Source organism: Streptomyces sp. E2N166, from assembly GCF_003671715.1.
Classification (GTDB): Bacteria; Actinomycetota; Actinomycetes; order Streptomycetales; family Streptomycetaceae; genus Streptomyces; species Streptomyces thinghirensis.
Genome location: NZ_RAIF01000006.1, coordinates 789496 through 803831, shown reverse-complemented (window position 1 = coordinate 803831; position 14336 = coordinate 789496). Strand labels below are relative to the sequence as shown.

At 72.1% G+C, this 14336-nt stretch carries 11 protein-coding genes; 9 read left to right on the top strand and 2 right to left on the bottom strand.

The features are described from left to right. The first annotated feature begins 481 nt into the window (after window positions 1-481). From EBH09_RS04150 to rmdA, 3 genes are all read left to right on the top strand, one after another. Window positions 482-1441, top strand: coding sequence for an SCO0930 family lipoprotein (locus tag EBH09_RS04150; protein ID WP_121745626.1), 960 nt, complete (start codon window positions 482-484; stop codon window positions 1439-1441). A 227-nt stretch (window positions 1442-1668) separates the two neighbouring features. Next, window positions 1669-2481 carry an SAM-dependent methyltransferase gene (locus EBH09_RS04145; RefSeq protein WP_121745625.1) on the top strand — a complete coding sequence of 271 codons (813 nt, stop codon included), beginning with the start codon at window positions 1669-1671 and terminating at the stop codon, window positions 2479-2481. Further along, window positions 2478-4622 (top strand): cyclic Di-GMP phosphodiesterase RmdA, encoded by a 2145-nt coding sequence (gene rmdA / locus EBH09_RS04140; RefSeq protein WP_121745624.1) that lies wholly within the window; start codon window positions 2478-2480, stop codon window positions 4620-4622. The genes EBH09_RS04145 and rmdA overlap by 4 nt, the downstream gene beginning before the upstream one ends. Window positions 4623-4789: 167 nt before the next feature. Here the strand turns inward: rmdA and EBH09_RS04135 are convergent, their stop codons facing one another. After that, entirely contained in the window at window positions 4790-5674 is an 885-nt protein-coding gene (locus tag EBH09_RS04135; protein WP_121745623.1) for a LysR substrate-binding domain-containing protein, read from the bottom strand. 131 nt (window positions 5675-5805) lie between these two features. On the opposite strand from EBH09_RS04135, the gene EBH09_RS04130 reads away from it, so the two are divergent. From EBH09_RS04130 to EBH09_RS04105, 6 genes are all read left to right on the top strand, one after another. Next, window positions 5806-6477 (top strand): succinate dehydrogenase, encoded by a 672-nt coding sequence (locus EBH09_RS04130; protein ID WP_193776170.1) that lies wholly within the window; start codon window positions 5806-5808, stop codon window positions 6475-6477. A gap of 1 nt (window position 6478) precedes the next feature. Then, window positions 6479-8428, top strand: coding sequence for a fumarate reductase/succinate dehydrogenase flavoprotein subunit (locus EBH09_RS04125; protein WP_121745621.1), 1950 nt, complete (start codon window positions 6479-6481; stop codon window positions 8426-8428). Next, on the top strand, window positions 8425-9174 hold the full coding sequence (locus tag EBH09_RS04120; RefSeq protein WP_121745620.1) for a succinate dehydrogenase/fumarate reductase iron-sulfur subunit: 750 nt from the start codon (window positions 8425-8427) through the stop codon (window positions 9172-9174). The genes EBH09_RS04125 and EBH09_RS04120 overlap by 4 nt, the downstream gene beginning before the upstream one ends. A 222-nt stretch (window positions 9175-9396) precedes the next feature. Further along, on the top strand, window positions 9397-10167 hold the full coding sequence (locus tag EBH09_RS04115; protein ID WP_121745619.1) for a GNAT family N-acyltransferase: 771 nt from the start codon (window positions 9397-9399) through the stop codon (window positions 10165-10167). Next, complete coding sequence (locus EBH09_RS04110) at window positions 10167-10967, top strand: lysophospholipid acyltransferase family protein (RefSeq protein ID WP_121745618.1); 801 nt, start codon at window positions 10167-10169, stop codon at window positions 10965-10967. The genes EBH09_RS04115 and EBH09_RS04110 overlap by 1 nt, the downstream gene beginning before the upstream one ends. A 72-nt stretch (window positions 10968-11039) precedes the next feature. After that, window positions 11040-11921 carry a PRC and DUF2382 domain-containing protein gene (locus EBH09_RS04105; protein WP_121745617.1) on the top strand — a complete coding sequence of 294 codons (882 nt, stop codon included), beginning with the start codon at window positions 11040-11042 and terminating at the stop codon, window positions 11919-11921. A 45-nt stretch (window positions 11922-11966) separates the two neighbouring features. Here EBH09_RS04105 and EBH09_RS04100 read toward each other — a convergent pair whose 3' ends face one another. After that, entirely contained in the window at window positions 11967-14324 is a 2358-nt protein-coding gene (locus EBH09_RS04100) for an excinuclease ABC subunit UvrA (RefSeq protein ID WP_121745616.1), read from the bottom strand. Window positions 14325-14336 lie beyond the last annotated feature (12 nt).

Sequence of the window (14336 nt, the reverse complement as noted above, 5' to 3'; positions counted from 1 at the left end):
GGTCCGGTCGACGCGTACGCGCAGGCGTCGGCCTGCGCCGGGCCGACCGGTACGCCGACGAGTGTGAACGTCAGCGTCACCAGGGCCAACACCCGTCCGGCAGAAGCGGATCGGGTCGGTTCGGGTCCATGCACGACGCAGATCATGGAGCCTGAAGGGCCGGGCCACGGCCGATTACCGGACGATTGCCCCGAAGGAGGGACACGGGCCGACCGGCGGTTTGACCAGCGCACACCTCTGCCCACAAGGAGGTGCACGTGTGTACGAGGCACGAGCGCGGCGGGCGCGGGTCGCAGGCCGAGTCCGGGGCGCCGCTCGTCGGGCGACACCGTGGTGGTCGCCCGCGTGGTCGCCCGTAGTGGTCCGGTCGGGAAAGAAAACCGCGGTCCCGTTGAACACAACCGGCTGCGCCATGCGTACCCAGTGTCGTGCGGCGGCGCGGCGGCCGCACCAACACCTTCGTGATGATCGGGGATTGACGATGAAGACCTCCTGGCGGAGCGCCTCACTCGTGGCGAGCGCTGCGGTGGTGCTGGCGCTGACGACGGCGTGCGGCCAGGACGGCGGCGGCGCCACCGGCAGCCAGAACGTGGGTGCGACGGCAGCGCCCGGCGATGTCGGCGACATCGGGGCAGGGGCCGGGGCAGGGGCCGGCGACGGACTGGCGAGCGGCACCGGCGGCGCGCAGGCGTCGGCGAGCCCGCCGGAGTCCGCGGGCAAGCTGTCCGTCTCCACCAACGCGGAGATCGGCGAGCTGGTGACCGACGGAGCGGGCCGCACCCTCTACCGCTTCGACGCGGACACCGCCAAGCCGCCCAAGACGACGTGCGAGAACGACTGCGCCACCGCCTGGCCGCCCGTGGCCGCCGACGATGCCCTCGCCGGCGAGGGCATCGACAAGGCGCTGCTCGGCGAGGTCACCCGCGCCGACGGCACCAAGCAGCTGACCATCGGCGGCTGGCCCGCGTACCGCTACGCCAAGGACACCGCCGCCGGGGACGTCAAGGGCCAGGGCGTCGGCGGCAAGTGGTACGCGCTGGCCGCCGACGGCAAGAAGGCCAAGGCCGGGGAGGCGCCCGGGCTCTCCACCCGCGACGACCCGAAGCTCGGCGAGATCGTCGTCGACAAGAACGGCATGACCGTCTACCGCTTCATGAAGGACGAGGCCTGGCCGAAGCCGGTGTCGGCCTGCACCGGCGCCTGCCTGGAGAAGTGGCCGGTCGTCGCGCCCGTGGAGCCCAATGACACCGAGGGCGTCGTCAAGAAGGACCTGATGACCTTCACCCGGCCCGACGGCGCCGAGCAGCAGACCGTCGACTGCTGGCCGATCTACACCTTCGCCGGGGACAAGAAGGCCGGCGACACCAACGGTCAGGGCGTCGGCGGCACCTGGTACGCCGTCTCGCCCGACGGAAAGCCGGTCGGCGCGCCGAAGAAGTAGCGGCCGCCCGCCCGCCGCCCTCGGCGCGCGACCCGCGGACCGTCCCCTCCGTACCCAGGCGGAGGGGACGGTCCCGTTCGCGCGCTTTGGTGTGCCTTGGCGCGCGGCACGTGCCGCGGGCAGTGACCGGGAACGGACGGTCAATTTCCGTTTGGGCTCGCCCCTTTGGCAGGCGATCAGTAGCCTCAGCTCGAACACCGGATCGCCAACGCCCCTTGGAGAGCTAGATGGAGCGTCCCGCCTGGGCCCCTCGCAGCATCGACATCTCGGTGCCCAGCGTGTCCCGGATCTACGACTTCTACCTGGGCGGTTCGCACAACTTCGAGGTCGACCGGGAAGCGGCCCGCAGGGCCATGGAGTTCATGCCGGGCCTGCCCAAGATCATGCAGGCGAACCGGGCGTTCATGCGCCGCGCCGTGCGCTTCGCGGCCGACGAGGGCATCGACCAGTTCCTGGACATCGGCTCGGGCATCCCCACCTTCGGCAACGTCCACGAGGTGGCCGCACGCAGCCGTCCCGGCGCCCGCGTCGTGTACGTCGACCACGACCCGGTGGCGGTCGCGCACAGCGAGGCCGTCCTGGCGGGCAACGACGACGCGGACGTCGTGGCCGCCGACCTCCTCAAGCCGCGGGAGATCCTCGCCAGCCCCCAGGTGAAGCGGCTGATCGACCTGAATCGGCCGGTGGCCCTGCTGCTGGTTGCCATACTGCACTTCGTGGAAGACGCGGACGACCCGTATGCGGCGGTGGCCGAGCTGAGCGACACCCTCGCGCCCGGCAGCCTGCTCGTGCTCACGCACGCCTCGTACGAGGGAATCCCGCTGCCCGCCGAGCGGGCCGGGGGCGCGGTGGACGTGTACAAGGACATCCGCAATCCGCTGATCATGCGTTCGCGCGAGGAGATCGCGCGGTTCTTCGAGGGGTACGACATGGTGGAGCCCGGACTGGTTCCGATGCCGCGCTGGCGGCCCGAGGAGGCGCCGGAGGACGAGGACCCGTATGCGTTCTCCGGGTTCGCCGGCGTGGGGCGTACGGCGTGATCGCGGAGCCGGACGGGCCGGAGGACAGACTGCGCCGGTTCGCGACGATCTGGAGCCGGGCGGTGTTCCCGGTGACCTCGACGTCGTCGACCCGGCCCGAGTTCGAGGAGCAACTGCTGCCGCTGGCTCGCCGGCTGAGCGAGGTGCTGCGGGCGCGGAGCTTCGCCGCGGACGAGGCCAGGGCGGTCGGCGCCGCCCTCGTCGACTCCCACTGCACCGATCCCGAGGCGCTCGCCCGGACGCTGGACTGCGTCGACGCCTACCTCGTGCTCTACTGCGGCGAGGAGGGCGACCCCGAGGGCCTGCGGGCCCGTTCGGCACGGATGCAGCACGCCATGGCGGCCGGTTTCGCCGCGGCGCTGCGCGCCCGGACCCTCGCCGAACAGGAGGCCATCGCGCAGGCCGCCCTGCGGGCGCAGGGGGTGGTGGCCGAGGCACTGCACGCCAGCGAGGCCCGCTTCCGCGCGGTCTTCGAGGGCGCCGCCATAGGCATCGGCATCGCCGACCTGGACGGGAACGTCCTCCAGGTGAACGGGGCCCTGATGCGCATGTTCGGCATCGCCGACCCGACGCTGCGCGGCCGCAACGTCAGGGAGTGGTCGCACCCCGACGACGCGCCCCAGACCTGGCGGCTCTACGACGAGCTGGTGCGCGGCGAGCGCGAGGCCTACCACCTGGAGAAGGCCTTCTACCGGCCCGACGGAACGGTCCTGTGGACCAACCTGACCGTCTCCCTCCTGCGCGACGCCGACGGCACCCCGCAGTACCAGCTCGCGCTGATGGAGGACACCACCGAACGCCGACTGCTCAATCTGCGGCTGCGCTACGAGGCCACGCACGACGCGCTCACCGGCCTGCCCAACCGCAGCTTCTTCTTCGAACGGCTGGAGAAGGCCCTCAACGCGGGCCCGGGCCAGCGCTTCGGCCTGTGCTACCTGGACCTCGACGGCTTCAAGACCGTCAACGACAGTCTCGGCCACGCGGCCGGCGACCGGCTGCTCGTGGAGGTCGCCGACCGCCTGCAGTCCTGCGCCACCGCGCCCGGCGAGATGGTCGCCCGGCTCGGCGGCGACGAGTTCGTCGCGCTGACCACGGGCCCGGGCACCCGGGGCGAGGCCGACGAGCTCGCCGGGCGGATCATGAACGCGCTGCTCGCCCCGATCAGCGTCGACGGCCGCGAGCTGACCGTGCGCGGCAGCATCGGCGTCGTCGAGGGCCCGGCGGGGGAGCGCAGCCCGGCCGAGGTGCTGCGCAGCGCCGACATCACCATGTACCGGGCCAAGTCGGCGGGCGGCAACCGCTACGAGCTGGCCGACCCGGAGGCCGACGCCCGCGTCATCACCCGGCACGGCCTGACGACCGCGCTGCCGGCGGCCCTTGAGCGGGGCGAGTTCTTCATCGAGTACCAGCCGCTGGTGCACCTCGGCGACGGCAGCGTGCGCGGCGCGGAGGCCCTGGTGCGCTGGCTGCACCCGCAGCACGGGGTACTCGGCCCGGACCGGTTCATCCCGCTCGCCGAACACACCGGACTGATCGTGCCGCTGGGCCGCTGGGTGCTGGAGCAGTCGGTGCGCCAGGCCCGCGCCTGGCGGGAGCGGTACGGCGAGACGACCGCCGCCGGCCCGCTGCGCATCAACGTCAACCTCTCGCCCTGCCAGCTCACCCACCCCGGCCTGGTCCAGGACACCGTCGACATCCTGGAGCGGACCGGCGTCACGCCCGACGCGCTGTGCCTGGAGGTCACGGAGTCGGCGCTGATCGGCGCCGACGACGACCTGCTCAAGCCGCTGCGCCGGCTGGCCGAGATGGGCGTCGACATCGCCCTGGACGACTTCGGCACCGGCTACTCCAACCTCGCCAACCTGCGCCGCCTTCCGGTGAGCGTCCTCAAGCTCGACCGCTCCTTCACCCAGAGCATGCAGCAGTTCCCGGCCGACCCCGTCGACCTCAAGATCGTCGAAGGCATCGTCGCCCTGGCCCACAGCCTCGACCTCGCGGTCACCGTGGAGGGCGTGGAGACCGGCGCCCAGGCCGAGCAACTGCGCATACTCGGCTGCGACACGGCCCAGGGGTGGTACTACGCCCGCCCGGGCCCACCGGATCGCCTGCACGAACTGGCCCTGGTGGACGCGACGGCCTGAATCCCCGGGCGCCCTGTCACGGGCGTCGGGGGAGCGCCCCTTCAGGGGCGCGGGACTGTTTCGATGTACGGCTCCGCCGCGTGGGCGCGAGCGACCACGACGAGCCCGCGGCCCCGGACGGAGCTGAGCGACAACGGCGCCTCCGGACACCCCCGCGCGGCGAACCGTCACCGTACGAGCAGCATCCGCTGCAACTCCCGAGCCGCCCGAGGCGGAGCCACATCGCTGCGATGGGCCAGCGCGATCGTCCGGTACAGCCCCGGCCGAGCCAGCGGAGTGACCCGCAGCCCCCGCCCCGACCGCGCCGCGACCATCCGGGGCACGACCGCCATGCCCAGCCCCGCCCGCACGAACCCCAGCACGGCGTCCATCTCCCCGCCCTCGACCGCGAAGTCCGGCTCGAAGCCCTCCGCGCGACACGCGGCCACGGTCAGCTCCCGCAGGTCGTACCCGTGCCGGAACATCACCAGCCGCTCGCCCTCCAGGTCGGCGATGCGCACCGCGCGCCGCCCACCGCCCGGCGGGGGCGACTCCGGGGACGACACCACCACCAGGTCCTCCCGCAGCAGCTCCACCGTGGTCAGCGCCGGCGACGCGGTGGGCAGCGGCAGCACCACCAGCGCCAGGTCGAGCGCGCCGCGCGCCAGCTCCCGCACCAGGTCGTGCGAGCCGCCCTCCTCGATCATGAGCTGGATGCCGGGGTACCGGTCGTGGAACGCGCGCAGCACGTCCGGCAGCAGCCCGGTGCACAGACTCGGCGTGGCGCCCAGCCGCACCCGCCCGCGTCGCAGCTGCACCAGCTCCAGCACCTCGTGGCGGGCCGTGTCCGCGTCGGCCAGGATGCGCCGGGCCAGCGGCAGCAGGGCCTCTCCGGCATCGGTGAGCGTGATGTTGCCCCGCGCCCGCAGGAACAGGTCGGCGCCCAGCTCCCGCTCCAGCGCCTTGATCTGCTGGGACAACGACGGCTGGGCCACGTGGACCGTCTCCGCGGCCCGGGTGAAGTGCCGGGTCTCGGCGACCGCCACGAAGTACTGGAGCTGCTGCAACTGCATACCGTGAGCATACGCTGTTGATAGACACAGCCTATGGAAACGAGCCAGACCATGTCTTGGACCGATTACCCCTTCGCCCCGTAGCGTCCTGTGCCATGGCTCTGGCAACGCGGACGGACCGACGGCCGTCCCTGGCGCGCACCGTGTGGGACTCGACCGTCGGCAAGAAGACAGTGATGGCGATCAGCGGTCTCGTCATGCTGCTCTACCTGGTCGCCCACATGATCGGGAACCTGAAGATCTTCTTCGGGACGAGCGAGTTCAACGAGTACGCCCACTGGCTGCGCACGGTCGGCGAACCGTTCATGCACTACGAGTGGACGCTCTGGCTGATCCGCGTCGTGCTGGTCGTCGCCGTCGTCGCCCACGCCGTCTCCGCGTACCAGCTCAGCCGCCGCGACATCAAGGCGCGGCCCAGCAGGTACGTGCACAAGAAGCCGCGCTCCAGTTACGCGACGCGCACCATGCGCTGGGGCGGGGTCATCCTGGCTCTGTTCATCGTCTGGCACATCCTGGACCTGACCACCGGCACCGTGCACTCCGGCGGCTTCGAGACGGGCAAGCCCTACCAGAACGTCGTGGACACCTTCTCCACCTGGTACGGCAACGTCATCTACATCGTCGCGGTCCTCGCCGTCGGCATGCACATCCGGCACGGCTTCTGGAGTGCCGCCCAGACCCTCGGCGCCGGCAGCCGCACCCGCGACCGTGCCCTGAAGGCCGTCGCCAACGTCCTCGCGCTGCTGCTCACGGTCGGTTTCGTCGCCGTACCCGTGGGCGTCATGACCGGAGTGGTGAGCTGACATGACAACCTACGCCGACTACACGACCGGTGCGCCGGTCGCCGACACCAAGGCCCCCGCCGGGCCCGTCAACGAACGCTGGGACACCCGCCGTTTCGAGGCCAAGCTGGTCAACCCCGCCAACCGGCGCAAGCAGACGGTCATCGTCGTCGGCACGGGGCTCGCGGGCGGTTCCGCCGGCGCGACCCTCGCCGAACAGGGCTACCGCGTCGTCCAGTTCTGTTACCAGGACTCCCCGCGCCGGGCCCACTCCATCGCCGCGCAGGGCGGCATCAACGCCGCGAAGAACTACCGCAACGACGGCGACTCCGTCCACCGCCTGTTCTACGACACCGTCAAGGGCGGCGACTTCCGCTCCCGCGAGTCCAACGTCCACCGCCTCGCCCAGATCTCGGTCGAGATCATCGATCAGTGCGTGGCCCAGGGAGTGCCCTTCGCCCGCGAGTACGGCGGCCTGCTCGACACCCGCTCCTTCGGCGGCGTCCAGGTGTCCCGTACGTTCTACGCCCGCGGCCAGACGGGCCAGCAGCTGCTCCTCGGCGCCTACCAGGCCCTCAGCAGGCAGATCGCGGCCGGCAACATCGAGATGCACGCGCGCACCGAGATGCTCGACCTGATCGTCGTGGACGGCCGGGCGCGCGGCATCGTCGCCCGGGACCTGGTCACCGGGAAGATCGACACGTACTTCGCGGACGCGGTCGTCCTCGCCAGCGGTGGTTACGGCAACGTCTTCTACCTCTCCACCAACGCCATGAACTCCAACGCGACCGCCGTGTGGCGCGCGCACCGGCGCGGTGCCTACTTCGCCAACCCCTGCTTCACGCAGATCCACCCCACCTGCATCCCGCGCACCGGCGACCACCAGTCCAAGCTGACGCTGATGAGCGAGTCGCTGCGCAACGACGGCCGGATCTGGGTGCCGAAGGCCAAGGGCGACGACCGGCCGCCGAACAAGATCCCCGAGGACGAGCGCGACTACTACCTGGAGCGCGTCTACCCGTCCTTCGGCAATCTGGTGCCCCGCGACATCGCCTCCCGCGCCGCCAAGAACGTCTGCGACGAGGGCCGGGGCGTCGGCCCCGGCGGCCAGGGCGTGTACCTGGACTTCGCCGACGCCATCAAGCGCATGGGCCGGGGGGCCGTCGAGGCCAAGTACGGCAATCTCTTCGACATGTACCAGCGGATCACCGACGAGGACCCGTACCGGGTACCCATGCGGATCTACCCGGCCGTGCACTACACGATGGGCGGGCTGTGGGTCGACTACGACCTCCAGACCACCGTCCCCGGCCTGTTCGCCGTCGGCGAGGCCAACTTCTCCGACCACGGTGCCAACCGGCTCGGCGCCTCCGCGCTGATGCAGGGCCTGGCCGACGGCTACTTCGTCCTCCCGGCCACCATCAACGACTACCTCGCCCGCAACCCGCACAAGGACGAGGTGGACGACGGCCACCCGGTCGTGCAGGAGGTGCTGGCCGAGACCGAGGACCGGCTCAACCTGCTCCTCTCCGTCGACGGCGACCGCACCCCCGACTCCTTCCACCGCGAACTCGGCGAGCTGATGTGGGAGTTCTGCGGCATGGCCCGTACCGACACCGGGCTCCGCAAGGCCCTGGAGCGCATCCCCCAGATCCGCGAGGAGTTCTGGCGGCGCATCAAGGTCCCCGGCACCGGCGAGGAGTTCAACCAGTCCCTGGAGAAGGCCAACCGCATCGTCGACTACCTGGAACTCGCCGAGCTGATGTGCCTCGACGCGCTGCACCGGGCCGAGTCCTGCGGCGGTCACTTCCGCGAGGAGTCCCAGACCCCCGACGGCGAGGCGGCCCGCAGGGACGACGAGTTCGGGTACGCCGCCGCCTGGGAGTTCACGGGCACGGGCGAGGCCCCGGCCCTGCACAAGGAAGACCTGGTCTTCGAGTACGTCCACCCCACTCAGCGGAGCTACGCATGAAGCTCACCCTGCGCGTCTGGCGGCAGAAGAACGCCGACGCCGACGGCGCCATGTCCACGTACGAGGTGGACGGCATCTCCCGCGACATGTCTTTCCTGGAGATGCTCGACACCCTCAACGAGGAGCTCATCCTCAAGGGCGAGGACCCGGTCGCCTTCGACCACGACTGCCGCGAGGGCATCTGCGGCGCCTGCTCGCTGGTCATCAACGGCGACGCCCACGGCCCGGAACGCACCACCACCTGCCAACTGCACATGCGGTCCTTCCGGGACGGCGACACCATCGACATCGAGCCGTGGCGGGCATCCGCCTTCCCGGTCGTGAAGGACCTGGTCGTCGACCGCTCGGCCTTCGACCGGATCATCCAGGCCGGCGGCTACATCAGCGCGCCGACCGGTGCCGCGCCGGACGCCCACGCCGCCCCGGTGCCCAAGCCGGACGCCGACTTCGCCTTCGAGCACGCCGAGTGCATCGGCTGCGGCGCCTGCGTGGCGGCCTGCCCGAACGGGGCGGCGATGCTCTTCACGTCCGCGAAGGTGAATCACCTGAACGTCCTGCCGCAGGGGGCGCCCGAGCGGGAGACCCGGGTGCTGGACATGGTCGCGCAGATGGACGACGAGGGCTTCGGCGGCTGCACCCTCGCAGGCGAGTGCGCGACGGCGTGCCCCAAGGGCATCCCGCTCTTCTCCATCACCAGCATGAACAAGGAATGGCTGCGGGCCACGCGCAAGGTGGCCAAGCGCTAGCGCGGGTCCGACCGAACGTTCGCCGAAGGGTGCGGACGGACGGGGCCGGGGGAGGTGCTCCTCCCGGCCCCGTCTCGCTTTCGCCCCTGGCATTCAACAGCCCAACATCCACTCTCCCGGCCCAGGTCACGCACCGGCCAACCGGCAGCGGAAGAACAGGTGCGGCGGACCGTACACCGTCGGCCCGCCGTCGCCGCCCCTGCCCGTGACCAGGAGAGTGCCATGACCGGCGTACTGACCGCAGACCGCCCCCCGAAGCCCGCCGCGCCCCGCCGCTACACCGTCGCCCTCGCCCGCGACGAGGAGGACGTGCGGGCCGCGCAGCGGCTGCGGCACGACGTCTTCGCCGGGGAGATGGGTGCCCTGCTGGCGAGCCCGCAGCCCGGGTACGACGTCGACCCCTTCGACGCCTACTGCGACCACCTGCTGGTGCGGGAGGAGACGACCGGGCAGGTCGTCGGCACCTACCGGCTGCTGCCGCCGGAGCGCGCGGCGGTCGCCGGGCGGCTGTACGCGGAGAACGAGTTCGACCTCGCGGCGCTGGACGCGATCCGCCCCGGGCTCGTCGAGGTCGGCCGCTCCTGTGTGCACCCCGACCACCGCGACGGTGCCGTCATCGGGCTCATCTGGGCAGGCATAGCCCGCTACATGACCGACCACGGCCACGAGTGGCTGGCGGGCTGCTGCTCGATCCCGCTCGCCGACGGCGGCAGCCTGGCCGCGGGCACCTGGAACCGGGTGCGGGCCAAGCACCTGGCGCCCGAGGAGTTCCGGGTACGGCCACTGCTCGCCTGGACCCCGCGCGGCGTGGCGCCCGCCGCCCGCACCGAACTGCCGGCCCTGCTGCGCGGCTACCTCCGCCTCGGTGCCTGGGTCTGCGGGGAACCCGCGCACGACGTGGACTTCGGCGTCGCCGACCTCTACGTGCTGCTGCCGATGAGCCGGGTCGACCCGCGCTATCTGCGGCACTTCCTCTCGCTCGTCCCGGCCTGATGGGCGCCTGGCTGCCCGCCGCGCCCTGCACCCCCGGGGCGTGCGTGGAGCCGTCCCGGGCCGCGGCCGCCGTACCGCGCGCCGTGCTGCGGCTGACAGTGGTCGCCGTTCTGCTGCTGGCCGGGATCGCGATCGTGCTGACACCGCTCGGCAGACAGGTGCCCGCGGCGGTGGTGCGACGCTGGTGCCGGTGGATCGTGCGGGCCGTCGGCGTCCGGGTCCGCGTCACGGGCGCCGCCGCGCCCGACGGCGGGCTGCTCCTCGTCGCCAACCACGTATCCTGGCTCGACATCCCGCTGCTCGCCGCCGTGCGCCCCGCACGGATGCTGGCCAAGAGCGAGATCCGGCGATGGCCGGTGGCCGGGCCCCTCGCCGCGCGCGGCGGGGTTCTGTTCATCGAGCGGAACCGGCTGCGGGCCCTGCCGGACACGGTCGCCGTGCTCGCACGGGTCCTGCGTGCGGGCGCCGCGGTCACCGCCTTCCCCGAGGGCAGCACCTGGTGCGGACGTGCGCAGGGGCCCTTCCGCCGCGCCGTCTTCCAGGCCGCCCTGGACGCCGGGGTGCCCGTCCAGCCGGTCCGCATCCGGTACCGGGCCGGGGAGCGGGCGGTGAGCACGGCGCCCGCGTTCGTCGGGGAGGACACCCTGCTCGCCTCCCTGTGGCGGGTGGCGTCGGCGCGCGGGCTGACCGCGGAGGTGGAGGTACGGCCGGTCATCGGGCCGGGCGGCCACGCCGACCGCCGCTCGCTCGCCCACGCCGCCCAGGGGAAAGCACCTTCGAAAAGTATGTGGCATTTGTAACGTGTGCTCCGTTTTCGCACCTCTGATGCGGACATTCGGAAGGCAGGCACTCCGGAAGGAGGGTGATGCCAGATGATCACCCGTGAAGAGATCGCCAACGTCCTGGACCATCCGGTCTACGACGGTGACGGCAACAAGATCGGCGACGCCAAGCACGTCTTCTTCGACGACATGACCGGTCGCCCCGAGTGGGTGAGCGTGAAGACGGGGATGCTCGGTTCCAACGAGTCCTTCGTGCCCATCCGCGACGCCGCGCTGGTGCAGGACCACCTTGAGGTCCCTTACCGCAAGGACATGGTCAAGGGCGCCCCCAGCGTGGACGTCGACGCGGGCGGACATCTGTCGGAGACCGAGGAGCACCGGCTCTACGACTACTACGGCATCAACTGGGACAGCGTGCTCTCCGAGGCCGAACGGACCGACGACGGCCGCTGGGCCGCGGGGCCGGGTCCGGCCGGGACGGCCTCAGCCGCCGGAGCCGGTGGGGTGGCCGGTGCGGCCGGTGCGGCCGGCATGCCCGGCAGGCAGGACGAGGGGGACCGGACGGGCATGCCCGGCGACGACGCCATGACCCGCTCCGAGGAGCAGATGCACGTCGGCGTCGAACGGCGCGAGAGCGGCCGGGCCCGGCTGCGCAAGTACGTGGTCACGGAGGAGGTCCAGCAGACCGTTCCGGTGACCCACGAGGAAGTGCGGGTGGAGCGCGAGCCCATCACGGACGCCAATCGCGGCGAGGCGCTCTCCGGTCCGGAGATCAGCGAGGACGAGCACGAGGTCACGCTGCACGAGGAACGCCCCGTCGTGGAGACCGAGACGGTGCCGGTGGAGCGCGTCCGGATGACCACCGAGGAGCACACCGAGAACGAGACCGTGCGGGGCCGGGTCCGCAAGGAGCGGATCGAGGCCGAGACGGAGGAGTACACCGACGACGACCTGCGCAAGGGCCGCGAGTAGCCGCCCTGGGCCGTCACCAGGAGGGCCCGCGCCGGTGAAACGCCTTCACCGGCGCGTCCCGCCGTCCACGGCGCCGTCCACGGCCCTGGCCAGATACGGCGCGGTGGCACTTCCGCTCGCCCGCGCCACCTCGGCCGGCGGCCCCGCGGCGACGATCCGGCCGCCCGCCTCGCCGCCGCCCGGCCCCAGGTCGATCACCCGGTCGGCGCCCGCGACCACGGCCATGTCGTGCTCGACGACGACCACCGTGTGCCCGGCGTCGACCAGGCCGTGCAACTGGCGCATCAGCACCTCGACATCGGCCGGATGCAGACCGGTCGTCGGCTCGTCGAGGAGATACAGGGTGTGCCGGCGGCGCCCGCGCTGCAACTCGCTCGCCAGTTTGATGCGCTGCGCCTCGCCGCCGGACAGCTCGGTCGCCGGCTGGCCGAGCCGCAGATAGCCCAGCCCGACGTCGAGCAGCGCCGCCAGGCTGCGCGACACCGCCGGTGTGTCCGCGAAGAACTCCGCCGCCTCCTCCACCGTCAGGTCCAGCACTTCGGCGATGTTCCGCCCCCGGTACGCCACTTCGAGCGTTTCGGGGTTGTACCGCGCCCCGCCGCAATCGGGGCACGGCGAGTACGTACTCGGCAGGAGCAGCAGCTCGACGCTGACGAACCCCTCGCCCTGGCAGGTCTCGCAGCGCCCACCGGGCACGTTGAAGGAGAAGCGGCCGACACCGTAACCCCTCTTCCGCGCCTCGTCGGTGGCCGCGAACACCTTGCGTACGACGTCGAAGAGGCCCGTGTACGTGGCCAGGTTGGAGCGCGGGGTGCGCCCGATCGGCCGCTGGTCGACGGAGACCAGGCGACCCACGCCCGGCAGGTCCTCGGTGATCTCGCCGACGAGCGTCGACTTCCCCGAGCCGGACACGCCCGTCACCGCGGTGAGCACACCGAGCGGGAACTCGGCCGTCACCCCGCGCAGGTTGTGCCGGGTGACCGGACCGACCGTCAGCGTGCCCCGCGGGGTCCGGGCCGCACGGACGGGAGCGGGGGAGCGGTCGAAGAGGTGGCGGGCCGTGGCGGACTCCCCGACATCGGCGAGCCCCGGGACGGGGCCGCTGTACAGCACCCGCCCGCCGTGCTCACCCGCCCGCGGGCCCACGTCCACGATCCAGTCGGCGCCGCGCATCACGCCGAGGTGGTGCTCCACCACGAACACCGAGTTGCCGGCCGTCTTCAGCCGTTCCAGGACCGTCAGCAGCGCCTCGGTGTCCGCCGGGTGCAGCCCCGCGGACGGCTCGTCCAGCACGTACACGACCCCGAACAGCCCGGAGCGCAGCTGTGTCGCCAGCCGCAGCCGCTGCAGCTCGCCCGCCGACAGGGTGGGCGTCGGGCGGTCGAGGCTCAGGTAGCCGAGCCCCAGCTCGACGACGGGCGCGACGCGGGAGGTGAGGTCCCCGGTGAGCACCCGGGCCGTCTCACCGCCGGCCGGCAGCGCGTCCACCAGATCCGTGAGCGGCAGCGCGGCCAGTTCGGCGATGGTGCGCCCGCCGACGGTCACGGCCATGGCCTCGGGCCGCAGCCTGCCGCCGCCGCAGACCGGGCAGGGCGCACTGGTGAGGAAGCGCTCCGCCCTCGCCCGCAGCGTCGCGCTCCTGGAGTCGGAGAACGTCTTCATCACATACCGTCGGGCGCTCATGTACGTGCCCTGGTACGGCCGCTGGATGCGGCCCGCGTCCCGCACGGGGTGCACCGTGACCACCGGCTGCTCGTCCGTGAACAGGATCCACTCCCGCTGCCCGGCCGGCAGCTCGCGCCAGGGACGGTCCACGTCGTACCCCAGCGCGTCGAGGACGTCCCGCAGGTTCTTGCCCTGCCAGGCGCCCGGCCAGGCCGCGATCGCGCCGTCCCGGATCGAGAGGGACGGATCCGGAACCAGCAGCTCCTCGGCCGTGCGGTGCACCCGGCCGAGCCCGTGACACTCCGGGCACGCCCCCGCCGCCGTGTTCGGCGAGAAGGCGTCGGAGTCCAGCCGCGGCGCGCCCGGCGGGTAGTCACCGGCCCGGGAGAACAGCATCCGCAGGGAGTTGGAGAGGTTGGTGACCGTGCCGACCGAGGAACGGGACGTGGGCGCCGAGCGGCGCTGCTGGAGCGACACGGCGGGTGGCAGCCCGGTGATCTCGCCGACCTTCGGGGCGCCGACCTGGTGGATCAGCCTCCGGGCGTACGGCGCGACCGACTCGAAGTAACGCCGCTGCGCCTCCGCGTAGACCGTCCCGAACGCGAGCGACGACTTCCCCGACCCCGACACACCGGTGAACACGGCCACCACGTCCCGGGGGATGTCCACGTCCACGCTCTTGAGGTTGTGCTCACGGGCGTCGCGCACCCGGACGTACGGGTCGTGGGGGCTGTGCATCGCGGGGAACTC